Annotated in this window: 21 protein-coding genes and 2 tRNA genes; 14 read left to right on the top strand and 9 right to left on the bottom strand. The window is 71.3% G+C overall.

Annotated elements, in window-relative coordinates; translation table 11 throughout:
• Nucleotides 1–99: 99 nt before the first annotated feature.
• Complete coding sequence (locus K7G60_RS06825; RefSeq protein ID WP_225799879.1) at nt 100–642, bottom strand: CGNR zinc finger domain-containing protein; 543 nt, start codon at nt 640–642, stop codon at nt 100–102.
• 130 nt (nt 643–772) lie between these two features.
• Between K7G60_RS06825 and K7G60_RS06820 the strand changes: the two genes are divergently transcribed.
• The 5 genes from K7G60_RS06820 (at nt 773) to K7G60_RS06800 (ending at nt 4,587) form a co-directional block, all read left to right on the top strand.
• Nucleotides 773–1,228 carry a VOC family protein gene (locus K7G60_RS06820; protein ID WP_225799878.1) on the top strand — a complete coding sequence of 152 codons (456 nt, stop codon included), beginning with the start codon at nt 773–775 and terminating at the stop codon, nt 1,226–1,228.
• A 147-nt stretch (nt 1,229–1,375) separates the two neighbouring features.
• Nucleotides 1,376–2,239 (top strand): pyridoxamine 5'-phosphate oxidase family protein, encoded by an 864-nt coding sequence (locus K7G60_RS06815; protein ID WP_225799877.1) that lies wholly within the window; start codon nt 1,376–1,378, stop codon nt 2,237–2,239.
• A gap of 117 nt (nt 2,240–2,356) precedes the next feature.
• Nucleotides 2,357–2,863, top strand: a complete 507-nt coding sequence (locus tag K7G60_RS06810; RefSeq protein WP_374115598.1) for an HPP family protein — start codon at nt 2,357–2,359, stop codon at nt 2,861–2,863.
• Between the two features lie 9 nt (nt 2,864–2,872).
• Nucleotides 2,873–3,340 carry an NUDIX hydrolase gene (locus tag K7G60_RS06805; RefSeq protein WP_225799876.1) on the top strand — a complete coding sequence of 156 codons (468 nt, stop codon included), beginning with the start codon at nt 2,873–2,875 and terminating at the stop codon, nt 3,338–3,340.
• Between the two features lie 107 nt (nt 3,341–3,447).
• Nucleotides 3,448–4,587, top strand: coding sequence for a serine hydrolase (locus K7G60_RS06800; protein WP_225799875.1), 1,140 nt, complete (start codon nt 3,448–3,450; stop codon nt 4,585–4,587).
• Between the two features lie 3 nt (nt 4,588–4,590).
• Here the strand turns inward: K7G60_RS06800 and K7G60_RS06795 are convergent, their stop codons facing one another.
• Nucleotides 4,591–5,595, bottom strand: a complete 1,005-nt coding sequence (locus tag K7G60_RS06795) for a hypothetical protein (protein WP_225799874.1) — start codon at nt 5,593–5,595, stop codon at nt 4,591–4,593.
• A 138-nt stretch (nt 5,596–5,733) separates the two neighbouring features.
• Entirely contained in the window at nt 5,734–8,283 is a 2,550-nt protein-coding gene (gene pepN, locus K7G60_RS06790; protein WP_225799873.1) for an aminopeptidase N, read from the bottom strand.
• 147 nt (nt 8,284–8,430) lie between these two features.
• On the opposite strand from pepN, the gene K7G60_RS06785 reads away from it, so the two are divergent.
• Nucleotides 8,431–9,066, top strand: a complete 636-nt coding sequence (locus K7G60_RS06785; RefSeq protein WP_225799872.1) for a DsbA family protein — start codon at nt 8,431–8,433, stop codon at nt 9,064–9,066.
• Nucleotides 9,067–9,182: 116 nt separating this feature from the next.
• Here the strand turns inward: K7G60_RS06785 and K7G60_RS06780 are convergent, their stop codons facing one another.
• The 3 genes from K7G60_RS06780 to K7G60_RS06770 form a co-directional block, all read right to left on the bottom strand.
• Nucleotides 9,183–9,827, bottom strand: a complete 645-nt coding sequence (locus K7G60_RS06780) for a superoxide dismutase (RefSeq protein ID WP_225799871.1) — start codon at nt 9,825–9,827, stop codon at nt 9,183–9,185.
• 177 nt (nt 9,828–10,004) lie between these two features.
• Nucleotides 10,005–11,417 carry an amino acid permease gene (locus K7G60_RS06775; RefSeq protein WP_225799870.1) on the bottom strand — a complete coding sequence of 471 codons (1,413 nt, stop codon included), beginning with the start codon at nt 11,415–11,417 and terminating at the stop codon, nt 10,005–10,007.
• A gap of 115 nt (nt 11,418–11,532) precedes the next feature.
• Entirely contained in the window at nt 11,533–12,915 is a 1,383-nt protein-coding gene (locus tag K7G60_RS06770) for an amino acid permease (RefSeq protein ID WP_225799869.1), read from the bottom strand.
• A 253-nt stretch (nt 12,916–13,168) separates the two neighbouring features.
• Here K7G60_RS06770 and K7G60_RS06765 point away from each other — a divergent pair, with 253 nt between their 5' ends.
• The gene (locus tag K7G60_RS06765) at nt 13,169–13,762 is read left to right on the top strand and encodes a biotin transporter BioY (RefSeq protein WP_225799868.1); all 594 of its coding nucleotides are present in this window, start codon (nt 13,169–13,171) and stop codon (nt 13,760–13,762) included.
• 77 nt (nt 13,763–13,839) lie between these two features.
• On the opposite strand, the gene K7G60_RS06760 is transcribed toward K7G60_RS06765, so the two are convergent.
• Entirely contained in the window at nt 13,840–15,291 is a 1,452-nt protein-coding gene (locus K7G60_RS06760) for an amino acid permease (protein WP_225799867.1), read from the bottom strand.
• 196 nt (nt 15,292–15,487) lie between these two features.
• Between K7G60_RS06760 and K7G60_RS06755 the strand changes: the two genes are divergently transcribed.
• On the top strand, nt 15,488–15,982 hold the full coding sequence (locus tag K7G60_RS06755) for a ribose-5-phosphate isomerase (protein WP_123452310.1): 495 nt from the start codon (nt 15,488–15,490) through the stop codon (nt 15,980–15,982).
• Nucleotides 15,982–16,791, top strand: coding sequence for an Fpg/Nei family DNA glycosylase (locus K7G60_RS06750; RefSeq protein WP_225799866.1), 810 nt, complete (start codon nt 15,982–15,984; stop codon nt 16,789–16,791). Before K7G60_RS06755 ends, K7G60_RS06750 begins: the two co-directional genes overlap by 1 nt.
• Before the next feature lie 49 nt (nt 16,792–16,840).
• Here the strand turns inward: K7G60_RS06750 and K7G60_RS06745 are convergent, their stop codons facing one another.
• Nucleotides 16,841–18,070, bottom strand: a complete 1,230-nt coding sequence (locus tag K7G60_RS06745) for a GNAT family N-acetyltransferase (RefSeq protein WP_225799865.1) — start codon at nt 18,068–18,070, stop codon at nt 16,841–16,843.
• Between the two features lie 107 nt (nt 18,071–18,177).
• Between K7G60_RS06745 and K7G60_RS06740 the strand changes: the two genes are divergently transcribed.
• Together K7G60_RS06740 and K7G60_RS06735 are read left to right on the top strand one after the other, a co-directional pair.
• Nucleotides 18,178–19,323, top strand: coding sequence for a PP2C family protein-serine/threonine phosphatase (locus tag K7G60_RS06740; RefSeq protein WP_225799864.1), 1,146 nt, complete (start codon nt 18,178–18,180; stop codon nt 19,321–19,323).
• Between the two features lie 150 nt (nt 19,324–19,473).
• Nucleotides 19,474–19,668, top strand: coding sequence for a hypothetical protein (locus tag K7G60_RS06735; RefSeq protein ID WP_225799863.1), 195 nt, complete (start codon nt 19,474–19,476; stop codon nt 19,666–19,668).
• Between the two features lie 61 nt (nt 19,669–19,729).
• Here the strand turns inward: K7G60_RS06735 and K7G60_RS06730 are convergent.
• Nucleotides 19,730–19,803, bottom strand: a tRNA-Gly gene (locus K7G60_RS06730).
• 132 nt (nt 19,804–19,935) lie between these two features.
• Between K7G60_RS06730 and K7G60_RS06725 the strand changes: the two genes are divergently transcribed.
• The 3 genes from K7G60_RS06725 to K7G60_RS06715 all read left to right on the top strand — a co-directional run bounded on the left by K7G60_RS06725 (nt 19,936) and on the right by K7G60_RS06715 (nt 22,426).
• Nucleotides 19,936–20,012 (top strand) — tRNA-Pro (locus K7G60_RS06725).
• A 170-nt stretch (nt 20,013–20,182) separates the two neighbouring features.
• Nucleotides 20,183–21,568 carry a trigger factor gene (gene tig, locus K7G60_RS06720; RefSeq protein WP_225799862.1) on the top strand — a complete coding sequence of 462 codons (1,386 nt, stop codon included), beginning with the start codon at nt 20,183–20,185 and terminating at the stop codon, nt 21,566–21,568.
• A 240-nt stretch (nt 21,569–21,808) separates the two neighbouring features.
• Nucleotides 21,809–22,426 (top strand): ATP-dependent Clp protease proteolytic subunit, encoded by a 618-nt coding sequence (locus tag K7G60_RS06715; protein ID WP_123452298.1) that lies wholly within the window; start codon nt 21,809–21,811, stop codon nt 22,424–22,426.
• The last annotated feature ends 57 nt before the right edge of the window (nt 22,427–22,483 follow it).

The raw sequence follows: 22,483 nt of genomic DNA, 5'->3' as shown, positions 1-22,483 counted from the left end.
CCGGGGCCGGATTGCCGCCGCGGCACAAACCCGCCAGCGCCGCGGACGCGCCACGCGGGACGAACTGGCCCGTATGGGGGCGAGTTGCCCCGGGGCGGGTCAGCTCTCCTTGGTCCGGGCGTAGTGGCGGGAGGCCTTGGCGCGGTTGCCGCAGACCGCCATCGAGCACCAGCGGCGGGTGCCGTTCCGCGAGGTGTCGAAGAAGTGCAGGATGCAGGCCTCGTGGGCGCAGGCCCGGATCCGGTCGGGCGCCGTGCGCAGCAGGTCGAGGTAGTCGCGGGCGGCGGTCCAGCCGGGCCCCCAGGCGGGGTCGGCGAACTCCGCCTCCTCGCCGGGGCCCTCGGCGGTGAGCGTGGCCCGGATGCGGCCGTGGCCGAGGACGGCGTCGACGCGCGCGGTGGCGGAGGGGTCGCCGGGGTGGTCGACGAGCGCGGCGAGCGCGTCCCGGGCGGCGAGGGTGTGCCGCAGGGTGGTCGCGTCGGCGGTGAACCGCTCCGCCAGGCCGTTGGCGGCGAGCCAGACGGCGAGGCCCTCGACCTCCGTCAGCAGGTCCCGGCGACCGCCTTCCTCGTTCCAGCGGGTGTTGAGCAGGTCAAGGGAGACGGGCTCGCCGGTGAGCGGCCGGGGGTCGATGGCGGTCATGGCGGACACCCTCCTCGATGGACTAACCCCTCAAGGGTACGTGAGCGGTTGACTCCCTCCGTAGCTAACCTCTAAAGTCGAAGTGAGAGGTTAGCCCGAGGGGGCCGGCCGCACCGGAGAGGGGATCCTCATGTCCACGATCGGCACACTCGCCACCCACCACGTCGGCCTCAACGTCACCGACCTCGGGCGCTCGCTCGCCTTCTACGGCGACGTCCTCGGCTTCGACGTCCTCGGCGAGGGCGAGGAGAAGGACAGCCGCTACGCCTTCCTCGGCCAGGACGGTCGCCTGGTCCTCACCCTCTGGCAGCAGGCCGAGGGCGCCTACGACTCCGGCCGGCCCGGCCTCCACCACCTCGCCTTCGAGGCCGAGTCCATCGAGCACGTCCGCGCCGCCGAGGCCGCGCTCACCGCGCGCGGAGCCTCCTTCGCGTACGAGGGCGTCGTCGCCCACCGCGAAGGCGCGGCCTCCGGCGGCATCTTCTTCCACGACCCCGACGGCACCCGCCTGGAAATCTCGGTCCCGAAGGGCGCGGAGGGAGCCGAAGCCCCGTCGGAGACGGCCCCGACCTGCGGCTTCTTCTAGTCCTGCTCAGGGTGTGCGCGGTCGTTCCGCAAGGGCGACGGGGGCCCCTGTCCGAGCGAAGCCGAGAGCTCGGGGGAGGCGGGCCCACCCCGAACGCGCCACCCGCGCCCACGACCCGCACCCACCGACCCGCACCCGGGAGACCCCGTGAACACCGCGTACCACTCCGGCTCCCTGGCCCTACAGGAACGGTTCGGCGTCCAAGAGCTCGCCGCCCACGTAGGCCGCTCCATCACCGACGGAATCCGCCCCGTCGCCGCCGCCTTCCTGGAGGACCAGCCGATGCTGATGATCGGCGCGGCGGACCACGAGGGCCGCGTCTGGTCGAGCCTGCTCACCGGCGCGCCCGGCTTCGCCCGGGCCACCGGCCCGCACACGGTCTCCGTGGCCGCCGACCTCCCCGAGGGCACGCCCGACGGCGCCCCCGTGGGCACCCTCGCCCTCGATCCCCGCACCCGCCGCCGCATGCGCCTCAACGGCACCGCCCGACGCAGCGGACGCGGCTTCACCATCGAGGCCGAGCAGGTCTTCTCCAACTGCCCCAAGTACCTGCAGAAGCGGGAGTGGTACGGCTCCGAACCCGCCGGCCCCGAGGCGGGCGCCGCACGGCACGGCGAGGCGCTCACCCCCGACCAGATGCGCCGGATCCGCGCCGCCGACACCTTCTTCGTCTCCACCGCCGCCCCCGACGGCGTCGACACCAGCCACCGCGGCGGCAACCCCGGCTTCGTCCGGGTCGACGCGCCGCGGGAGCTCAGCTGGCGCGACTACCCGGGCAACGCGATGTTCCTGACCCTGGGCAACCTGGAGTCGGACGGCCGCGCGGGGCTGCTCCTCCTCGACTGGGAGACGGGACTGACCCTCCAGCTCAGCGGCCGCGCGCACACCGAGTACGGCCCCGAGGGCCGCGTCACCCGCTTCCGCGTCGACCGCACGGTCGAAACCCCCTCCGGCAGCCCCCTGCGCTGGTCACCCCCGGAATACTCCCCGTCGAACCCGCCCACGCCCTGACCGACCTCGTCGTGCCCACCCGTTCCGCAGGGGCGGAACGGGTGGGCACAACCCCGAACGCGCCTCCCCGCGCCCAGGGCCCGCCCCCGTCCCGAGACCCCGCACCCCGGAGGCCCAGTGCCCGCCACCGCGCCCACCGCGCCGCCCCGCCCCACGGCGCCCCCGCGCCCCCGTCCCCGCGTCGTGCTGGCCTCCACGGCCGCCGTCGGCACCGCGCTCCTCCTCCTCGTCGCCGTCGGCACCCTCCTCCACCAGCCCCTGCTCATCCCGCCCCTCGCCGCCAGCATGGCGCTCGTGGCCGGGGCCCCCGACCTGCCGCTCTCCCAGCCGCGCTCGGTCGTCGGCGGCCAACTGCTCTCCGCGCTCACGGGCTTCGCGGTCCTCGCCCTCGCCGGACCGGGCCTGTGGGGCGCCGCCGTCGCGGGCGGTCTCGCCCTCGGCGTGATGATGCTCGCCCGCACCCCGCACTCGCCCGCCGCGGCGACGGCCGTCATCGTCGCCCTCCAGGACCCGCCCCCCTGGTCGTTTCTCGGCCTTCTCGCCCTCGCCTCCCTCCTCCTGGTCGCCGTCGGCCTGACGGCCGCCCGCTTCATGGGACGGACGTATCCCGCGTACTGGCTCTAACCTCACCTCATGCAGAAGGAGTTGAGGGTGGCGTCCTACGCCGTGTGTGTCCGTGGCGACGACGTGCTCCTCGCCCGCTGGGTCGCGAAGGACGGCACCAAGCGGTGGACCCTGCCCGGCGGCGGCATGGACCACGGCGAGGATCCCGTCCACACCGTCGTCCGTGAGGTCGAGGAGGAGACGGGCTATCTGACCGAGCCGACCGCCCTCCTCGGCATCGACTCCATCCGGCGCTCCTGGCTCCGCCGGCTCGGCGCCCCCGGCGACTGGCAGGGCCTGCGGATCATCTACGAGGCGCGGATCACCGGCGGCGCCCTGCGGAACGAGGAGGACGGCTCCACCGACCTCGCCGCCTGGCACCCGCTCGACTCCGTGCCCTCCCTCACCCGCGTCGAACTCGTCGACATCGGCCTCCAGCTCTGGCGCGACCGGCCGCCCCTGGGGCGCTCCCGCCTCACCGAGCACGAGAACGGCTGAAAGGCGCTCAACCGCCGAAGACGCGATCAACCCCCGCCCGCCTCCCGGGGTCCCTCCCCCCGACCGCAGCACAACGAACAGCACCGCAACGATCAGGGGAGCCCCGCATGTCAGCCGCACGTACCGTCGTCGCCGCCACCCTCGTGGCAGGTCTCGCCGCCACCGCCCTCGCCGCGCCCGCCCTCGCGGCGCAGCCGCCGGCGCACCGGCAGGACCACGCGGCCACCCAGCAGGCCCTGGAAGCCGCCGTCGCCGACGGCGTGCCCGGCGCCGTCGCCCAGGCCCGCGACGGACGCGACCGCTGGACCGGCACCGCCGGCGAGCGCGAGGGCGGCGACCGCTACCGGGTCGGCTCCATCACCAAGACCTTCGTCGCCACCGTCCTCCTCCAGCTCCAGGCGGAGGGCCGCGTCGACCTCGACGACCCGGTCGAGAAGTGGCTCCCCGGAGTCGTCCGGGGCAACGGCCACGACGGTACGAAGATCACCGTCCGTCAGCTGCTCAACCACACCAGCGGCGTCTACAGCTACACCGAGGACCCCGCCTTCCAGGAGAGGGTCTTCGGCTCCGGCTTCCTGGAGCACCGCTACGACACCTGGACCCCGCGGCAGCTCGTCTCCGTCGCCATGGCCCACGAGCCGGACTTCGCCCCCGGCGCCGGCTGGAACTACTCCAACACCAACTTCGTCCTCGCCGGCATGGTGATCGAGAAGGTCACCGGCCGCCCCTACGGCAAGGCCGTCGAGAACCGGATCATCAAGCCCCTCAAGCTCCGCGCCACCACCGTCCCCGGGACCCGCTCGACCATGCCGGAGCCCAGCAGCCCGGCGTACTCCAAGCTCTCCCGGGACGTGAACGCCCCCGTCCACGACGTCTCCGACCTCAACCCGAGCATCGCGGGCGCGGCCGGCGAGATCATCTCCGACTCCCGCGACCTGCAGACCTTCTACACGGCCCTGCTCAAGGGCCGGCTCCTCACGAAGGGCGGCCTGAAGGAGATGACCGCCACGGTCGCGATCTCCCCCGAGTACCCGAACGTGGGCTACGGCCTCGGGCTCATGAAGGAGAAGCTGAGCTGCGGAGTGGAGGTCTGGGGCCACGGCGGCGGCATCCACGGCTCCTCCTCCCTGGCCCAGGTGACCCGCGACGGCGAGCACTCCCTCGCCGGCAACTTCAACGCCGACTGGACGGGCGACACCCAGAAGGTCGTCGAGGCGGAGTTCTGCGGCACCGTCCCGAAGAAGTAGCGCTCACCGGGGCAGGACGACGACGTACGCGGCGGGCTGCCGGTCCGGGGCGGCCATCAGGGCCGTACGGACCACGGTGGCCTGCTGGTCCATCGCCTCGCGCAGCTTGCGCGGGGTGAGGTGGACGACCGTGATGCCGAGCCGCTCCAGGTGCTCCCGCTTGCGGGTGTACTCGGTCCACAGCTCGTCGTCGTCCTGCCGCGGCGCCCGGGTGTCCAGCTCCACGGCGACCGCCTGGTCCGGCCAGTAGGCGTCCACCCCGCCCAGGTGCGGGCCGCCCGGCAGCCGCAGGTCCACGTTCCACAGCGGGTCCGGCAGCGCGAACTCGCGCACCATCTCGTAGAGCCGCTGCTCGGAGAGCGAGCGCCCCTCGGCGAGCAGCGAGTCCACCGCGTCCACCACGTGCGGCCGGGAGAGCAGCCGGGCCCGGCTCAACTCCCTCACCACCGCGCCCGGTTCGCAGTGGCCGCCGCGGACGGCCTCGGTGAGCAGCCGGCGTACCGTCTCCGCGTCCGAGAGGCCCGACACCGCGTCGGCGACGGCGCGGGCGACGGGGGCGACGGGGACGCCGGTGAGCTCCACCGGCTCCGGCGACTCGGGGGCGCGCACCACCCGCACCCAGCCGGTCGAGCGCAGCCGCCGGGTGCGCGGCACCAGGACGTCGATCCGGTCCAGGGCGGTGAGCGGGGGAGCGGAGGGGAAGCGGTGCAGGGTCAGCGCGGCGAGGCCGGTGATCATCGCGTCGGGGCCCTGCGGGGGCACGGCCCCGGTCCTGCGGGCGTAGAGCAGCGCGGCCTTCAGCCGGTCCTCGCTGGTGGGCGGTCCGGGCTGGAGCAGGAAGACGCCGGGGAGCAGCTGCTGCCAGCCGCCGGGCCGGCAGTGCGCGGCGACCTCGGCGGCGGGGATGCCCTGTGCCCTCAACTGGTCGGCGGACGCGAGGCGTTGCGCACGACCGGTGCGGGAGGAGAGGGGGAGGGGGCGGGGGGTGATGGGGGTGTTGTGGTTCATGTCGGGGGTCTTCCGCTTCCGAAGGCTCCCCTAACCCCTGTTACACATTCGTCGACATTCAGGGACAACCTCGCCCTAAAGTACGCACGTTCGAGTGCCGATGAGGGGCCGCGGGCCGAAGCCCGCGACCCCCGCCCCCTACTGCGCCACGCGCCCGTCGCAGGCCTGCGCGCGCAGCGCCCGCGCCAGGTCGTCACGCGACTCCAGGACGAGGCGGCGCAGCGCCGGCGGGGCCGACTCGTGCTCCGACAGCCAGGCGTCCGTCGCGGCGAGCGTCGCCTCGTCGTCCTGGAGGCCCGGGAACAGGCCCCGGACCACGTCGATGCCGATCTGGATCGACCGCTCGGCCCACAGCCGCTCGATCGCGGCGAAGTACTTCTCCGCGTACGGCGCGATCAGTTCGCGCTGCGAGGGCTGGACGAAGCCCGCGATGGTCGCCTCGACCAGCGCGTTCGACAGGGTGTCCGACTCGACGACCTGCGCCCAGGCCTGCGCCTTGACCGCGGCCGAGGGCCGCGAGGCGAGCAGCCGGGTCTGGTGGCGCTTGCCCGAGGCCGTGTCGTCCCGGGACAGCTCCTCGTCGATCCGGGCCTCGTCCGCGCGGCCGTGCACGGCCAGCGGGGAGAGCAGCGCCCAGCGCAGCTCCTGGTCGACGTCGAGGCCGTCGATCTTCGCCGTGCCGTCGAGCAGCCCCTCCAGGAGCTGGAAGTCGGCCTCGGTGGAGGCGGTCGCCGCGAAGAACCGCGCCCAGGTCAGCTGGTGCTCGCTGCCCGGCTCGGCCACGCGCAGCTCGCGCAGCCCGCCCTCGGCGAGCAGACGGCCGCCCTCCTCGCGCCACGCGGGCGCCGCGTAGAGGGTGACGGCCGACTTCGTCCAGGCGTGGACCATCTGGAGGACGCCGATGTCGGTCTCGCGGCCCGCGAAGGCGAGCGCGACGGCGACGAAGTCCCGGGCGGGCATGAGCCCGTCGCGGGTCAGGTTCCACAGCGCCGACCAGCACAGGGCGCGGGCCAGCGGGTCGGTGATCTCACCGAGGTGCGCCCGCAGGGTCGCGAGCGAGCCCTCGTCGAAGCGGATCTTGCAGTAGGTGAGGTCGTCGTCGTTGACGAGCACCAGGTCGGGCTTCTCCTGGCCCGCGAGCTCGGCGACGACGGTCCGGGCGCCGGTGATGTCGGCCTCGGTCCGCGCGTACCGCACGAGTTCCCCGCCGGAGAGCCGGTAGAGACCGACGGCGGCGCGGTGCGGACGCAGCTCGTCGCCCTCCTGGAGGACGGCGAGCTCGGTGATCCGGCCCTCCGCGTCGTAGGTGACGACCGGGGTCAGGCTGTTGACTCCGGAGGTCTGCAGCCAGGACTTCGCCCAGGCCTTCATGTCCCGCCCGGAGGTCTCCTCCAGGATCGAGAGGAGGTCGGCCAGGCGCGTGTTCCCGTAGGCGTGGCGCTTGAAGTAGCGGCGCGCGCCCTCCAGGAACGCGTCCCGCCCGGCGTACGCGACGAGCTGCTTGAGCACCGAGGCGCCCTTGGCGTACGTGATGCCGTCGAAGTTGAGTTTGGCGTCCTCCAGGTCACGGATGTCGGCCGTGATGGGGTGCGTGGACGGCAGCTGGTCGGCGCGGTACGCCCAGGACTTGCGGTTGTTGGCGAAGGTCACCCAGCTGTTGGTGAAGCGGGTGGCCTCGGCGTTCACGAAGGAGCCCATGAAGTCCGCGAAGGACTCCTTCAGCCACAGGTCGTCCCACCACACCATGGTGACCAGGTCGCCGAACCACATGTGCGCCATCTCGTGCAGGATGACGTTGGCCCGGCTCTCGTACGCGGCCTGGGTGACCTTGCCCCGGTAGATGTACTCCTCGCGGAAGGTCACCATGCCCGGGTTCTCCATCGCGCCGAGGTTGTACTCGGGGACGAAGGCCTGGTCGTACTTCCCGAAGGGGTACGGATAGTCGAAGTTGTCGTGGAAGAAGTCGAAGCCCTGCTTGGTGATCAGGAAGACGTCGTCGGCGTCGAAGTGCTTCGCCAGCGACTTGCGGCACATCGCGCCGAGCGGGATCTCGAGGTCGCCGCGCGTGTAGCTGTCGGTCACGTAGTGGTACGGGCCGGCCACGACGCACGTGATGTACGTGGAGATCGGCGCCGTCTCCGCGAACCGCCACACGCCTTCGGCGTCCTGCTCGCCCGCTCCGTTCGACCAGACCGTCCAGCCCTCCGGCGCGGTCACCGCGAAGCGGTACGGCGCCTTGAGGTCGGGCTGCTCGAAGTTGGCGTACACCCGGCGGGCGTCGGCCGGCTCGTACTGCGTGTAGAGGTAGACCTCGCCGTCCTCCGGGTCGACGAAGCGGTGCATGCCCTCGCCGGTGCGGCTGTAGGCGCACTGGGCGTCCACCACGAGCACGTTCTCGTCGGCGAGGCCGTCGAGCGAGATCCGCGCGCCGTCGAAGACCACCGCCGGGTCGAGGGAGCGGCCGTTGAGCGTGACCGCGTTCACCGAGGGGGCGATCAGGTCGACGAACGTGCTCGTGCCCTCGCCGGTGCGGCGGAACCGGATCGTCGTCCGCGAGCGGAAGGTGCGCACCGCCTCGGCCGACTCGCCGACCGCCGACCGCAGGTCGAGGACGACCTCGTACCCGTCGACGGACAGCAGCGCGGCCCTCTCGTGGGCCTCGTCGCGGGACAGATTCTCACCGGGCACGGTCACTCCTTCGTGGCGCGTTCGAAACAGCACCGATCCTCCCATGTGCCACTGTCGGCCGGGACCCGGGAATGCGTCGGCGCCTCTGCGGGTTCCCTTCTTTCGGCGCACCACCTTCTTCTTTCCGAGGCCTCACCGAGGAGTGACATGTCCGAGCGCAGGACCACCGCCGACTTCTACTTCGACCCGCTGTGCCCGTGGGCCTGGATGACCTCCCGGTGGATGCTGGAGGTGGAGCAGGTCCGCCCGGTCGACGTGCGCTGGAAGGTCATGAGCCTGGCCGTGCTCAACGAGAACCGGCTCGACGAGCTCCCCGTCGAGTACCGCGAGATGCTGGAGACCAAGGCCTGGGGCCCGGTCCGCGTGGTGATAGCCGCCCAGCAGCTGCACGGCGACGAGGTCGTCGGCAAGCTCTACACGGCGCTCGGCACCCGCTTCCACAACAACGGAGAGGGCCCGACCCGCGAGGCGATCGTCGGCGCACTGAAGGACGTCGGCCTGCCCGAGGGCCTGGCGGACTTCGCCGACAAGGACACGTACGACACCGAGCTCCGCGCCTCCCACAAGGAGGGCATCGAGAAGGTCGGCCAGGACGTCGGCACCCCGGTCATCTCGGTGCCGGGCCCGACGGGCGACGAGGTCGCCTTCTTCGGCCCCGTCGTCACCCCGACCCCGCGCGGCGAGGCGGCGGCCCGGCTGTGGGACGGCACGCTGCTCGTGGCGTCGACGCCGGGCTTCTACGAGATCAAGCGCACGCGGACGGCGGCGCCCAGCTTCGAGTAGTCCCCGGTCCGCCCCGGTACGGAAGAACCCCCGCGACTCCTGTCGTCGCGGGGGTTCTTCTTTCATCCGCCTGCCCGGTGAAGGTTGAGAAGACGATCACGAGCAGGAGCCGGGGGTCAGAAGGAGATCAGCGGCACCGAGGCCTTCGCCGACAGGTAGCGGCGGTGCACGTCCTGCCAGTTGACGACCTGCCACATGGCCTCGATGAAGTCGACCTTCTGGTTCTTGTACTGCAGGTAGAAGGCGTGCTCCCAGGCGTCGAAGACCAGGATCGGGACGGAGCCCTGGCCGACGTTGCCCTGGTGGTCGTAGACCTGCTCGACGATGAGCCGGCCGCTGACCGGCTCGTACGCGAGGACGCCCCAGCCGGAGCCCTGGGTGGTCGCGGAGGCCTTGGTCAGCTGGGCCTTGAACTTGGCGAAGGAGCCGAAGGACTCGGTGATCGCGTCCGCGAGCTCGCCCACGCCGTCGGCGGCGAGCGGTTCGCCGCCGCCCCCGTTCTTCGGGCTGTCCATGTTGTTCCAGTAGATGGAGTGGAGGATGTGCCCGGAGAGGTGGAAGGCGAGGTTCTTCTCCAGGCCGTTGACCGCACCCCACTGGTCCTTGTCGCGCGCCTCCGCCAGCTGCTCCAGGGTGTCGTTCGCGCCCTTGACGTACGCGGCGTGGTGCTTGTCGTGGTGCAGCTCGATGATCTGCGGATTGATCACCGGCTCCAGCGCCGCGTAGTCGTACGGCAGCTCCGGAAGTGTGTAGATCGCCATGTGCCCGAGCCCTTCGACGGCTTATTGCAACCTCTATGCAAGTGCAGGCTAGCAGCAGATGCGTATGGAGTTGATCAACCCCTCGGTCCGGGGCCCGTGCCGCCGGGGTGCTCCGGACATGACGAGACCCCCGGACCGAGCGGCGGTCCGGGGGTCTCGTGCGGGGAGGCGCGGGGCTCAGGAGGCCCGGTCCTCCGCCGCCTTCTGGCGTACGAAGCCGACGACGGCGAGCAGCAGCGTCAGGCCGCCCGTCCAGTACAGCTGCACACGGGTGCCCTCCTCGCGCGCCATCAGGACGAAGACCGCCGCCATGCCGGCCAGCGCCACCCAGGTCAGCACCGGGAAGGCCCACATCCGCACGACCAGCTTCTCCGGCTCCGTGCGCTCGGTGCGGCGGCGCAGCACCAGCTGGGAGGCGGCGATGAAGAACCAGACGACCAGGATGATCGCGCCGATGGTGTTGAGCAGCCAGATGAAGATGTCGTTCGGCCGCCAGTAGCTCAGCAGCACGCAGCCGAAGCCGAAGACGGAGGAGACGAGCACGGCCGGGCGCGGGACGCCGCCGAAGGTGCGGCCGAGCGCCTTCGGGCCCTGGCCGCGCGCGACCAGCGAGCCGGCCATCCGGGAGGCGCCGTAGATGTTGGCGTTCATCGCCGAGAGCAGGGCGACGAGCACGACCACGTTCATGATCTGCCCGGCCGCCGGGATGCCCAGGTGGTCGAGGGCGGCGACGTACGGCCCCTTCTCGACGACCGCCTCGTCGCCCCACGGGACGAGGGTGACGATGACCGCCATGGAGCCGATGTAGAAGAGCGCGATCCGCCACATCGCCGTACGGACGGCCTTGGCGACGCCCTGCACCGGGTGCTCCGACTCGGCCGCCGCGATGGTGACCGTCTCCAGCCCGCCGTATGCGAAGACGGAGGCCAGCAGACCCACGATCAGGCCCTCGGAGCCGTGCGGGAAGAAGCCGCCTTCGCCGGTGAGGTTCGCGGTGCCGGGGGCGTCCGTGCCGGGCAGGACGCCCACGATCGCGAGGACGCCGATGCCGAGGAAGAGGACGATGGCGCCGACCTTCAGCGCCGCGAACCAGAACTCGAACTCGCCGAAGTTCTTCACCGCCGCCAGGTTGGTGACGCAGAAGACCACCATGAAGAGCGCGACCCAGGCCCACTCGGGACTGCCGGGGAACCAGCCCGTCATGATCTTCGCGGCGCCGATGCCCTCCAGGCCGACGGCGACGCAGAGCAGGAACCAGAAGGCCCAGCCCGAGGTGAAGCCCGCCCACGAGCCGAAGGCGCGCTCGGCGTGGACGGAGAAGGAGCCGGAGGCCGGGTTCGCGGCCGACATCTCGCCGAGCATCCGCATCACCAGCATGACGAGCACGCCGGAGATCGCGTAGGCGATGACGATCGAGGGCCCGGCGGCGGCGATGCCCGCGCCGGAGCCGACGAAGAGCCCGGCGCCGATGACGCCGCCGAGGGCGATCATCGAGAGGTGGCGCTGCTTGAGGCCGTGCGAGAGGCCGTCGGCAGGTGCGGTCGCGCCGTCCTTGCGGTCGGCCGGCGCGGGCGCGGTGGTCCGAGACATGAGCGAGCCCTGTTCATTGGCTGAGACGGGGAGGGGTCCACAGTCTGGGCGGGCGCACCGTTCAGAGGGAACAGGCGTCCGCTATACGGGCACGACCTTCACACATTGTGAAGGATCAGCTCCGCTTTGTTGGGGGAGTGCGCAGTTCCCGCGCCCACGCCACGAGGAGCACGACCCCGGTCGCCCCCGCCGACCACAGCACCTGCGGCCGCGCCCCGTCGTCGTTCAGCATCAGGACGAGCACCGCGCCCATCGCGGCGAGCGCCGTCCAGGTCAGCCACGGGAAGCCCCACATCCGCAGGCTCAGCGTCTCCGGCGCCTCCCGCTCGATCCGCCGCCGCAGCCGCAGCTGTGAGACCGCGATCAGCGCCCAGACGAAGAGCAGCACCGCGCCGACGGCGTTGAGCATGTAGAGGAAGACGGAATCGGGCCACTTGAGATTGAGCAGTACGGAGACGAAGCCGAAGGCCACCGACGCGAGCACCGCCCGGCGCGGCACGTTGCCGCGCGAGACCTTCAGGAGCCCCCTGGGCGCCTCCCCGCGCTCCGCGAGCGAGAACGCCATCCGGGACGAGCCGTACAGGTTCGCGTTGAGCGCCGAGAGCAGCGCCACGAACACCACGACGTTCATGATCTGCCCGGCCCCCGGCACCCCGATCACGTCCAGGACCGCCACGTACGGGGACTCGCCCGGCCGCATCGAGGTCCACGGCAGCAGCGTCACGATGACCAGCATCGAGCCCACGTAGAAGAAGAGGATCCGCCAGACGGCGCTGCGCACCGCACGCGCCACGTTCCGCGCCGGGTCGTCGGACTCGGCCGCCGCGATGGTGACGACCTCCAGGCCGCCGAAGGCGAAGACGACCGCCAGGACCCCGGAGACCACCCCCGACCAGCCGTTCGGCAGGAACCCGCCCTGCCCGGTCAGGTTCACGAGCCCCACCGGGTCGGTGTCGGGCAGCAGGCCCGCGATCGCGAGCACGCCGAGCACCAGGAAGAGGACGATCGCGCCGACCTTGAGCGCCGCGAACCAGAACTCGAACTCGCCGAAGTTCTTCACCGCCGCCAGGTTGGCCAGGGTGAACACGGTCATGAAGACCAGCACCCAGCCCCACTGCGGCACCCCCGGCACCCAGCCGTGCGCGATCCGCGCCGCGCCCGTCGCCTCCACGGCGAGGACCACGACGAGCAGGAACCAGTACAGCCAGCCCACCGAGAAGCCGGCCCAGCGGCCGAGCGCCCGCTCCGCGTGCACCGAGAACGCGCCCGAGGCGGGCATCGCCGCCGACATCTCGCCGAGCATCCGCATCACCAGCATCGCGAGCGCGCCGGCGATCAGATACGAGACCACGATGCCGGGCCCGGCGACGGCGATGCCGGCGCCCGAGCCGACGAAGAGGCCGGCGCCGATCACGCCGCCGAGCCCCAGCATCGTCAGGTGACGCTGCTTCAGTCCGTGGGAGAGGGGCTCCGGTTCGGGAGCGAGGGGGTCGTGCATGTGGCGGCTCGTGCTCTCTGGCGGTTTATGGAGACTCCACAGTCTCTCCAGTGAACATCCCCTGGCGCAAAAGGGACCTCCCTACCGGAGTTCCCAGTGAGAAGCGTCACGTGGCGCGAGGTGTGAACGACGAGCTTTGTTCGTTCTCCACGAAGCGCTCGACCGCCGCTTTGTCGGCGGCTGACGGTGATCGGCCGTTCACACCTGGCATACCGTCAACCTGTCCCTCCCACCCTCACCCCGCGGAGTACCGATGAGCACCGCCGCCGCCCCCGTCCGCACCCTCCGGGCGGGCACCGTCCTAGCCGACCTCGTCCCGTCGAGCCGCGCCCGCGACATCGCCCTGGTCGTCGGGGGCGCCGCCCTCACCGGCCTCGCCGCACAGCTCTCGGTCCCGGTCCCCGGCTCCCCGGTCCCGGTCTCCGGCCAGACCTTCGCCGCCCTGCTCGTCGGCACCGCGCTCGGCGCCCGCCGCGGCTTCCTCGCCCTCGCCCTGTACGCGGTCGCGGGCATGGCGGGCGTCCCGTGGTTCGCGCAGGCCACCTCCGGCTACGGCATGCCCTCCTTCGGCTACGTCCTCGGCATGCTCCTCGCCTCGACCGTCGTCGGCGCCCTCGCCCGCCGCGGCGCCGACCGCTCCGTGCTCCGCACGGCCGGCGCCATGGTGCTGGGCTCCGCGATCATCTACGCGGTCGGCGTGCCGTACCTGGCCCTCGCCACCGGCATGACCCTCGGCCAGGCCGTCGCCGCCGGCCTCGTCCCGTTCCTCGTCGGCGACGCGCTCAAGGCCGCGCTCGCCATGGGCCTCCTGCCCTCCGCCTGGAAGCTCGTCGGCCGCAAGGGCTGAGCCGCCCGGACGTCCGCGCGCACGCGAAGGGCCCTGCCGCTCGGGGAGCGGCAGGGCCCTTCGCGTGCGCCCGGGGGCTACACGCGCTCGAGCTCCTCGGCGTCGGCGTGCTTGCCGAGCTTCTGGCGGACCAGCGAGATCGCCATCACGAGGGCGGCCACGAGCAGGGACAGCACGACCTGCTCGCGGTTGCTGCCGCCGTCGACGACCATGTAGCCGAGGACGGCGACGATCATGGCGATGGTCGCCCAGGTCAGGTACGGGAAGAGCCACATCCGCACGACCAGCTTCTCCGGCGACTCCCGCAGGATGATCCCGCGCATCCGCAGCTGGGTCACGCAGATGACCAGCCAGACGAAGAGCGCGACGGCGCCGGAGGAGTTCAGCAGGAAGGCGAAGACGGTGTCCGGCCACTTGTAGTTGAAGAAGACCGCGACGAAGCCGAAGACGACCGAGCCGAGGATGGCGGCCGTCGGCACGCCCCGCGCGTTGGTCTTCGCGAAGGCCTTGGGCGCGTCACCGCGCCGGCCGAGCGAGAAGGCCATGCGGGAGGCCGTGTAGAGGCCCGAGTTCAGGCAGGACAGGACGGCCGTCAGGACGATCACGTTCATGATCTGGCCGGCGTGCGGGATGCCGATGGAGTCGAGGGCGGCGACGTACGAGCCCTTCTCGACGATCGACTTGTCGTTCCACGGCAGCAGCGTCAGGACCACGAAGATCGAGCCCAGGTAGAAGACGCCGATCCGCCAGATCACGCTGTTGGTGGCCTTGGTGACCGCCTTCTGCGGGTCCTCGGACTCGCCGGCGGCCAGGGTGACGATCTCGCTGCCCATGAACGAGAAGACGACCATGAGCACACCGGTGAGGATCGCGCCCGCGCCCATCGGGAAGAAGCCCCCGCTGTCCGTGAGGTGCGCGAAGCCGGCGCCCGGGTTGTCCGAGCCGGGCAGCACGCCGAAGACGGCGAGCAGGCCGATGACGACGAAGGCGGCGATGGCGACGACCTTGATGCCGGCGAACCAGAACTCGAACTCGCCGTACGAGGCGACGGAGCCCAGGTTGGTCGCGGTCAGCACCACCATCACGATGAGCGCCCAGCCCCACTGCGGTACGGCCGGGATCCAGCTCTCCAGGATCTTGGCGCCCGCGGTCGCCTCGACGGCGAGGACGACGACCCAGAAGAACCAGTACAGCCAGCCGATCGTGAAACCGGCCCAGCGGCCGAGCGCCTGGTCGGCGTAGGCCGAGAAGGAACCGGAGGACGGCCGGGCGGCGGCCATCTCGCCCAGCATCCGCATCACGAAGACGACCATGGCGCCGACGAGTGCGTACGAGAGGAGGATCGCGGGGCCCGCCGCGGCGATGCCGGAGCCGGAGCCGACGAAGAGGCCGGCGCCGATCACGCCGCCGATCGCGATCATCGACAGGTGTCGGTTCTTGAGCCCGGCCTTGAGGCCGTCGGAGGACTGCGAGCCGCCGGTGGTGCCGGTCTCCTGGCCGTCCTTCGTCAGGGTCGGTTGCGTGTTCATCGACGCTTCCTCGTGTGTGGGGGGTGCTCGGATCGCGAGCCCAAGCATTGAACCCCGTGAGCAGGGGTGATCGGAAGACCTCATTCCGGATCGTTGTACGGGCGACCTCGCGAGAGTCGAAGGTCCGTACCAGGTCGGGTGAAGGTCCCGACCCCGCTGCCTGATACCCGGGCCCTGGCGTGCCACACTCGGCATCATGCGCGTCTATATCGGTTCCGACCACGCCGGCTTTGAACTAAAGAACCACCTCGTCGAGTGGCTCAAGGCCCACGGCCACGAGCCCGTCGACTGCGGTCCCCACATCTACGACGCCCTCGACGACTACCCGCCGTTCTGCCTGCGCGCCGCCGAGAAGACGGCCGCGGACCCGGACAGCCTCGGCATCGTCATCGGCGGCTCCGGCAACGGCGAGCAGATCGCCGCGAACAAGGTGAAGGGGGTGCGCGCGGCCCTCGCCTGGAGCGAGCAGACCGCCGCCCTCGGCCGCGAGCACAACAACGCCAACGTGATCTCCGTCGGCGGCCGGATGCACACCCGGGAAGAGGCGACCAAGTTCGTCGAGATCTTCCTGAACACGCCGTACTCCGGTGACGAGCGTCACACCCGCCGGATCGACATGCTCACCGCGTACGAGAACACCGGCGAGCTCCCCCCGATCCCGGCGCACCACCCGCAGGAGCCGACCGCCTGATGCCCGAAGGGCACACCATCCACCGGCTGGCCGCCGACCACCGCGAGCGGTTCGGCGGCCGGCCCGTGCGCGTCTCCAGTCCGCAGGGCAAGTTCGCCGACTCGGCGGCCCTGCTCGACGGCACCGTCCTGGAGACCGCGGAAGCCCACGGGAAGCACCTCTTCCTGGGCTTCCCCGGCGAGGAGTGGATCCACATCCACCTGGGCCTCTTCGGCAAGGTGAACTTCGGCGACGCCCCGGCCCCGCCGCCCGCGGACACGGTCCGCCTGCGCATCGCCGACGAGAGCGGGTACGTCGACCTGCGCGGCCCCACCACCTGCGCGCTGATCACGGACGCCGAGAAGCGGGCGATACACGACCGGCTCGGCCCGGACCCGCTCCGCCCGGAGGACGACCCGGAGAAGGCGTGGCGCCGCGTCTCCAGGTCCCGGACGACGATCGCCGCCCTCCTCATGGACCAGAAGGTCATCGCGGGCGTCGGCAACGTCTACCGCGCCGAGGTCCTCTTCCGGCACGGCATCGACCCGTACCGCGCGGGCAAGGACCTCACCGCGGACGAGTGGAACGCCCTCTGGACCGACCTCGCGATGCTGATGCGCGAGGGCGTCCGCCTGAACCGCATCGACACGGTCCGCCCCGAGCACACCCCCGAGGCCATGGGCCGCCCGCCCCGCGTGGACGACCACGGCGGCGAGGTCTACGTCTATCGCCGCGCGAACCTGCCGTGCCACGTCTGCGGGGCCGGGATCCGCACGGCGGACCTGGCCGCCCGCAACCTCTTCTGGTGCCCGGGCTGCCAGCGGACCTAGTCGTGGGCGACCGTCCGCCGCGTTGCGCCCGTCCCCGGCACCCGCGCTCCTAGAACCCGTGCGGCAGCCACGGAGCGACGGGCGACCCGAAGGCCACCGACGCCTCGACGAGCGCCCCCTCGCGCAGCTCCCGCACCCGCCCGGCCGAGGCCAACGACACCAGCGAGGTCCCGCCCAGATAAGCGGCCCCCAACTCCCGCACGGACAGCGCGAGATCCGCGGGATCGGAGGTCCGTACGCAGCCGGCCCCCTTCGCGTCGCCCGTCAACCGCCACCGCCCCTCGTTCCAGGGGCAGAACGCGTCCTCGACCTCGAACACCACGTCCACCGGCGTCTGGTACGTCCGGGCCTCGAGCGCCGCGCCCACCTCCACGAGCCGCAGGAACAGCCCCTCCCGCAGCGTCGGCTCGCAGCGCCGCACCTCCGTGACCAGGTGCTGCCAGGCGTCGTCCACCGGCCGGCTGTGGACGTTCACCTTCGTGGTCAGGTCCACCGAACACAGGTAGCGCCACAGCGCCGCCTCCACGACCGGGGCGAGCCCGGCCAGCTGGTGCACCGAGACGGAACCGTCGGCACCGGCGAAGGACCAGTCCGGCTTGATCGCGTAGTGCGCGTACCCGACGACCTCGCCGTCCCGCTCGGCGAGCACGCACAGCCGCGGCGAGGCGCCCGCCCGCTCGCCCGGCGGGTCGAGCAGCGCCTGCCGCTCCCAGCCGGGCCGTCGCGCCAGCATCCCGGGCCGGCCGGGGACCAGCTTCGCGTACACCGCCTCGGTCGCCTCAAGGGCCTCCGCCGGGGTCGTCACCCGGAGCGTCACGTCGTCCGTGCCCTCCGGCACGGTCAGCCGCACCCGGCCCTTGTCGATGGTCGCGTGCGTCGTGTACGTCGCCGCGCCGTAGCCGAAGCGGCCGTAGATCTCCGCCTCGGAGGCCGTCAGGACCGCCAGCGGCTCGCCCCAGCCCCGTACGTCGTCCAGCTGCCGCCGCATCATCGAGGTCAGGATCCCGCGCCGCCGGTGCGTCCCGGCCACGCTCACCATCGTCACCCCGGCCGCCGGGACCGACGCCCCGCCCGGCACCGTCAGCCGGAACGTGAACGCCCCCGCCGTGCCCACGCACAGGTCGCCGTCCCAGGCGCCGATGGAACGGCCGAACTCGGTCAGATCGCGATACAGCTCCCGCTCCTCAGGCGCCAGGGCCACACCCCCGAACGCGAGTTCCAGCACCCCGTACCAGCGATCCCACTCCGACGGGTCGAGAACCCGCAGTTCAGTCGTCATATGCCATCGATATCAGCGGCCCGCGCCCGGGGCGACCCGATTTCACGCACATTGTCACCTGGGGTACCCCTGCACGATGTCCGACGGGATGGATAGGGTCCAGGCCAATGGGACAGCGCGCCGGAGTGAACACGTACGCGGCCCGGACACGCAGGCGCGTGCGCCGGGCCCGTGTCGCGCTGCGCAGATCCGCCGTCGACTACTTCCGCGGCGACGGCGCGGACTGGCTCGCCTTCGCCGGACTCCTCCTGATGATCCCCGCCATCGCGTGCGGGACGATCCTCAACCCCGTCTGGTGCGCGCCGGCCGCGCTCGTCCTGCCCATCGTGGCCGGCGGCCTGCTGCTGCGCCCCGCCAGCCTGCTCGCCCTGTACGCGGCGGCCGCCGGCGCCCTCATCGTCGAGTCCGTCGTCCTCGGCCCGTACACCCAGGGCCCCGCCAGGGTCACCCCCGGCACCGTCCTGGTCGTCGCCGCCTGCGGACTCTTCGGCCTGCTCATCGCCCAGTTCCGCGCCCGGGTCGGCGTGCCCTGGCGGCGCGGCGGCACCATGCTCTTCGACCTGCGCGAACGCATCCGCGTCCAGAGCGCCCTGCCCCGGCTCCCCAAGGGCTGGCACCGCGAGATGGCGCTGCGCCCGGCCGGCGGCCAGTCCTTCTCGGGCGACTTCGTCGTCGCCGCCCGCACCCACGGCGGGCGCATCCTGGAGGTCGTCCTCACCGACGTCTCCGGCAAGGGCATGGACGCGGCCTCCCGCTCCCTGCTGCTCTCCGGCGCCTTCGGCGGCCTCCTCGGCTCCCTGCCCCCGCACGGCTTCCTGCCGGCGGCGAACGGCTACCTCCTCCGCCAGAACTGGGACGAGGGCTTCGCCACCTCGATCCACCTCGTCCTCGACCTGGAGTCCGGCGACTACGAGCTCTTCTCCGCCGGCCACCTGCCCGCCCTCCAGCTCCACGCGGGCAGCGGCCGCTGGGAGGAGAAGGCCGCCGACGGGCCCCTCCTCGGCGTCTACGACGGGGCCGAGTTCCACCCGGTCAAGGGCTCGCTGCGCCCCGGTGACGTCCTGATGCTCTTCACCGACGGCCTGGTCGAGGCCGCCGACCGGGACATCGCCGAGGGCATCGACCGCCTCACCGGCGAGGCCGACCGCTGCGTCGCCGAGGGCTTCGAGGGCGTCGCCTGGCACCTGATCGAGGCCGTCGCCAAGGACGTCAACGACGACCGGGCCCTGCTGCTCCTCTCCCGCCCCGCCTGACCGCCCCGCGTGACGTGATCTTCTGCACGACGATTCGTCACCCGGCAGCGAGGGCAGGGGGGTTGATGGCACGATGGAGACGACGGGGGGTGTTCCGGGACAGGGACTCCCTGGTGGGCAAGGCGGGACCGACCGAGGGTGTGATCAGTTGTGGCCATTTCACTGTCTGTGGTGTTGCTGTTGGCAATCATCCTGGTGGTGCTCATCCGAGGGGGAAACCTCAAGGGCGGCCCGGCCGTGGTAGCGGTCCTCTTCGGCTTCTTCCTCGCCTCCACCGGCATGGCCGACGACATCCAGCGCTTCCTGGACTCGATAACGCAGACGGTGGGCGCCATCAAGTTCTGATCACCTGGAGAAACGATTCAGGGCCGGTCCGGAGAACTCTCCGGACCGGCCCTGACCTGCGTGGAGCGGGTGACGGGAATCGAACCCGCGTAGCTAGTTTGGAAGACTAGTGCTCTACCATTGAGCTACACCCGCACAGCGTCGCGCCGCAGGTCACGAGGATCGCGGCACGAGGAGCATGGTAGCCGGTCTGCGGGCTTTCGCGCACACCCGGAAAACAGGGGGCGCCGCACAGTCCCCGTCCATGTACCCTACGTGTCGCACCGACGGGGTGTGGCGCAGCTTGGTAGCGCGTCCGCTTTGGGAGCGGAAGGCCGTGGGTTCAAATCCCGCCACCCCGACCAGGACGATCACGCGCCCACCTCGCGCGTCCTTGATCACGTTGTGGGCGTCCTCCCGCTTGCGGTTACTATGCAAGCTGCGTGCCCGTGTGTCTTTCTGACCGGGCCGACCCGCCGGTACCGCTGCACGCGGCCCGGTGGATTCCAGGAATCAGCCACAAGGAGACCGAACCGTGAAGAGCGCCGTGGAGACCCTGAACCCGACCCGGGTTCGGCTCACTGTCGAGGTGCCCTTCGAGGAGCTCAAGGACAGCCTCGACGCGGCGTACAAGAAGATCAACCAGCAGGTCACGGTCAAGGGCTTCCGCAAGGGCAAGATCCCGGCTCGCGTGATCGACCAGCGGTTCGGCCGCGGCGCCGTGCTGGAGGAGGCCGTCAACGACGCGCTCCCGAAGTTCTACACCGAGGCCGTCAACGAGGCCGAGGTCAACCCGCTCGGCCAGCCCGAGGTCGACATCACCGAGCTGAAGGACGGCGAGCTGCTGGCCTTCACCGCCGAGGTCGACGTCCGCCCGACGATCGAGATCCCGGACTACTCCGGCATCGAGGTCACCGTCGACGCGGTCGAGGTCACCGACGAGGACGTCGAGAAGTCCGTGGAGCAGCTCCGCGAGCGCTTCGCCTCGACCTCCCCGGTCGAGCGCGCCGCCCAGGACGGCGACGTCGTCACCATCGACCTCGAGGCCAAGGTCGACGGCGAGGTCCTGCCCGACGGCGTCGCCAGCGACGTCTCGTACACCATCGGCTCCGGCGAGCTGCTCGACGGCATCGACGAGGCCGTCAAGGGCCTGGAGGCCGGCGGCGAGGCCACCTTCACCTCGCAGCTGAAGGGCGGCTCCGCCGAGGGCAAGGACGCGGAGATCACCGTCAAGGTCAAGACCGTCGCCGCCCGTGAGCTCCCCGAGCTCGACGACGAGTTCGCGCAGATGGCGTCGGAGTTCGACACCCTCGACGAGCTCAAGGCCGACAGCCGCAAGCGCCTCGAGAACATGAAGCAGTTCGACCAGGCCACCCAGGCCCAGGAGCGCGTCCTCGACGAGCTCCTCAAGCTGGTCGAGGTCCCGATGCCCGAGAAGCTTCTCGAGGACGAGATCAACACCCGCAAGCACAACCTGGAGCACCACCAGCTCGGCCAGATGGGCCTCGACCTCGCGAAGTACCTGGAGATCCAGGGCAAGACCGAGGAGGAGTTCCTGGCCGAGACCAAGGAGCAGGCCGAGAAGGGCATCAAGACGCAGTTCATCCTCGATGAGCTCGTCAACAAGGAGAAGCTCGACGTCTCCCGCGAGGAGCTCACCGAGCACCTGTTCCGCCGTGCCGCCTCCTCCGGCATGAGCCCCGACCAGTTCGCCCAGGCCGTGGCCCAGGGCGGCCAGGTGCCGATGCTCGTCGGCGAGGTCGCCCGCGGCAAGGCCCTCGCGGTCGTCGTCGAGGCCGCCAAGGTCGTCGACACCAACGGCGAGGTCGTCGACCTCTCCGACGACGAGGACGAGGTCGAGGCCGCCGCCGAGGCCGTCGAGGCCGTCACCGGCGAGGCCGAGGTCTCCGAGGACAAGTAAGGGCCCCCGCCCCCGGCGGACCCTGTTCCACGGGCCCGTGCGCACAGCTGTGCGCACGGGCCCGTGGACGTACCCGGACCCGCTTACACGCCCCCAACTACCTTGCGCTCCCAGCGAACAGTTCGGGAACCGGGATGGCGTTGTCCGACCTGCGCGTTAGGGTCCATGAATACGGGGGCACTGCCCTCAGAACGAGACGCTGAGACGGCCCGGGGCCGTCGGAGACGAGCAGGTGGATACGTGACGAATCTGAAGCCTTACGCCGCGGGTGAGCCGTCCATCGGTGGCGGCCTCGGCGACCATGTCTACAACCGGCTGCTCGGCGAGCGGATCATCTTCCTCGGCCAGCAGGTCGACGACGACATCGCCAACAAGATCACCGCGCAGATGCTCCTCCTGGCCGCCGACCCGGAGAAGGACATCTTCCTCTACATCAACAGCCCCGGTGGCTCCGTGACGGCCGGCATGGCCGTCTACGACACCATGCAGTACATCCCGAACGACGTCGTCACCATCGGTATGGGCATGGCGGCCTCCATGGGCCAGTTCCTGCTCACCGGCGGCACCCCCGGCAAGCGCTTCGCGCTGCCGAACACCGACATCCTGATGCACCAGGGCTCGGCCGGCATCGGCGGCACCGCCTCCGACATCAAGATCCAGGCCGAGTACCTGCTGCGCACGAAGAAGCGCATGGCCGAGATCACCGCGCACCACTCCGGCCAGACCGTCGAGACGATCATCCGCGACGGCGACCGCGACCGCTGGTTCACCGCGGAGGAGGCCAAGGAGTACGGCCTCATCGACGACATCATCACGCACGCCGCGGGTGTTCCGGGCGGCGGCGGCACGGGCGCCTGAGCGCCGGCAACCCGCAGAAGAGCCCCAGCCCCCCGCCGAACGCCACCAGGACGGTGA

It is taken from the genome of Streptomyces sp. NK15101, assembly GCF_020400725.1.
Lineage (GTDB): Bacteria > Actinomycetota > Actinomycetes > Streptomycetales > Streptomycetaceae > Streptomyces.
Note: the sequence above shows the minus strand (reverse complement) of the source record. Positions and strands in the feature narration are given on the sequence as shown.

Coding starts and splice junctions, on each gene's coding strand:
- K7G60_RS06740 (WP_225799864.1), top strand. CDS start 18,178: ATGGGACAGCGCGCCGGAGTGAACACGTACGCGGCCCGGACACGCAGG.
- K7G60_RS06765 (WP_225799868.1), top strand. CDS start 13,169: ATGAGCACCGCCGCCGCCCCCGTCCGCACCCTCCGGGCGGGCACCGTC.
- K7G60_RS06785 (WP_225799872.1), top strand. CDS start 8,431: ATGTCCGAGCGCAGGACCACCGCCGACTTCTACTTCGACCCGCTGTGC.
- K7G60_RS06775 (WP_225799870.1), bottom strand. CDS start 11,417: ATGTCTCGGACCACCGCGCCCGCGCCGGCCGACCGCAAGGACGGCGCG.
- K7G60_RS06770 (WP_225799869.1), bottom strand. CDS start 12,915: ATGCACGACCCCCTCGCTCCCGAACCGGAGCCCCTCTCCCACGGACTG.
- K7G60_RS06800 (WP_225799875.1), top strand. CDS start 3,448: ATGTCAGCCGCACGTACCGTCGTCGCCGCCACCCTCGTGGCAGGTCTC.
- K7G60_RS06795 (WP_225799874.1), bottom strand. CDS start 5,595: ATGAACCACAACACCCCCATCACCCCCCGCCCCCTCCCCCTCTCCTCC.
- K7G60_RS06805 (WP_225799876.1), top strand. CDS start 2,873: ATGCAGAAGGAGTTGAGGGTGGCGTCCTACGCCGTGTGTGTCCGTGGC.
- K7G60_RS06760 (WP_225799867.1), bottom strand. CDS start 15,291: ATGAACACGCAACCGACCCTGACGAAGGACGGCCAGGAGACCGGCACC.
- K7G60_RS06780 (WP_225799871.1), bottom strand. CDS start 9,827: ATGGCGATCTACACACTTCCGGAGCTGCCGTACGACTACGCGGCGCTG.
- K7G60_RS06750 (WP_225799866.1), top strand. CDS start 15,982: ATGCCCGAAGGGCACACCATCCACCGGCTGGCCGCCGACCACCGCGAG.
- K7G60_RS06755 (WP_123452310.1), top strand. CDS start 15,488: ATGCGCGTCTATATCGGTTCCGACCACGCCGGCTTTGAACTAAAGAAC.
- K7G60_RS06820 (WP_225799878.1), top strand. CDS start 773: ATGTCCACGATCGGCACACTCGCCACCCACCACGTCGGCCTCAACGTC.
- K7G60_RS06745 (WP_225799865.1), bottom strand. CDS start 18,070: ATGACGACTGAACTGCGGGTTCTCGACCCGTCGGAGTGGGATCGCTGG.
- K7G60_RS06825 (WP_225799879.1), bottom strand. CDS start 642: ATGACCGCCATCGACCCCCGGCCGCTCACCGGCGAGCCCGTCTCCCTT.